Origin of the sequence: Micromonospora sp. NPDC002389, from assembly GCF_040296095.1 — a bacterium.
Classification (GTDB): Bacteria; Actinomycetota; Actinomycetes; order Mycobacteriales; family Micromonosporaceae; genus Micromonospora.
This window is the reverse complement of the sequence record NZ_JBEOWP010000046.1, coordinates 1-1,295: the sequence shown is the minus strand read 5'-3', so window position 1 is coordinate 1,295 and position 1,295 is coordinate 1. Positions and strand designations below refer to the sequence as shown.

Genomic DNA, 1,295 nt, shown 5'->3' with positions numbered 1-1,295 from the left:
GGCTCTGTCTCACATTCGGTGGTGACCGAAGGTGATCGATGTCGTTGAGGTCATGTGTGCAAGATCGATGATCTGACGAAGATGGTGTTCTCGGGGTTGTCCCCGCTGGTGATCGATGACGTCACGGACGAGGGCGAGCGGATTCTGGTGCGGGCTCGGACTCCTGAAGCGACGGTGGCGTGTCCGGGCTGCGCGGTCGTGACGGGCCGGGTGCACGGGTATCACCAGCGGACTCTGGCGGATGTGCCGGTCGATGCCCGGCCGGTGGTGCTACGGGTACGAGTGCGCCGGCTGGTGTGCCCGACGCAGGGCTGCCGTCGCACGTTCCGGGAGCAGCTTCCGGGAGTTCTGGAGCGTTATCAGCGTCGCACGTCCCGGTTGATTTCGCAGGTCGCTGGGGTGGTGCGTCAGCTGGCTGGCCGGGCCGGTGCTCGCCTGATGTCGGTCCTGGCGATGGTCGTCATGTCCCGGCACACTGCCCTGCGGGCGCTGCTACGCGTTCCGTTGCCGCAGCGGCGGGTGCCCCGCGTGCTCGGGGTCGACGACTTCGCGTTGTGTCGTCGTCGCCGTTACGCCACCGCCCTGATCGACGCGGTCACCCGTGAGCGCATCGATGTGCTGCCCGACCGCAAGGCCCACACGTTGGAGACGTGGCTGCGTGAGCATCCCGGTGTCGAGATAGTGTGCCGGGACTCCTCCGGCGCCTACGCCGAAGCGGTCCGCCGCGCCCTACCCCAGGCGGTGCAGGTCGCCGACCGCTGGCACCTGTGGCACAACCTCGCCGAAGCCGTCCGCAAAGAAGTCACCGCACACAGCACGTGCTGGGCCACCACCGGCCTACCGCCCCAGGACGGCATCCGGGCCGTGACCACCCGGCAGCGGTGGCAGCAGGTCCACGATCTCCTCGACAAGGGCGTCGGCCTACTCGAATGCGCCCGCCGCCTCAACCTCGGCCTCAACACCATCAAACGCTACGCCCGCATCAGCCAACCCGAACGCCTGGTCCGCGCACCCCAGTACCGGCCCACCCTCGTCGACCCCTACCGCGCCCACCTACGCCAACGCCGCCAACAAGACCCCGCCGTCGGCGCCACCCAACTCCTCGCCGAGATCAGGGAACTGGGCTACACCGGCAGCCTCAACCTGCTCTACCGCTACATCACCCAAGGCCGCGTCGAAGCCGACCGCCCAGCCCTATCGCCCCGACGCCTCACCCGCTACCTCCTGACCCCACCCGATCAGCTCACAGACCACCAACGGACGCTCGTCGACGCCCTCACCGCCGCCTGCCCGGA

The 1,295-nt window shown here is 68.6% G+C and carries 1 protein-coding gene; it reads left to right on the top strand.

Features of this window, described 5'->3' with window-relative positions; all coding sequences use genetic code 11:
- Nucleotides 1-54 precede the first annotated feature (54 nt).
- Nucleotides 55-1,295, top strand: a 1,241-nt coding sequence (locus ABT008_RS30405) for an ISL3 family transposase (RefSeq protein WP_502890529.1), incomplete at its 3' end; no start/stop codon positions are given.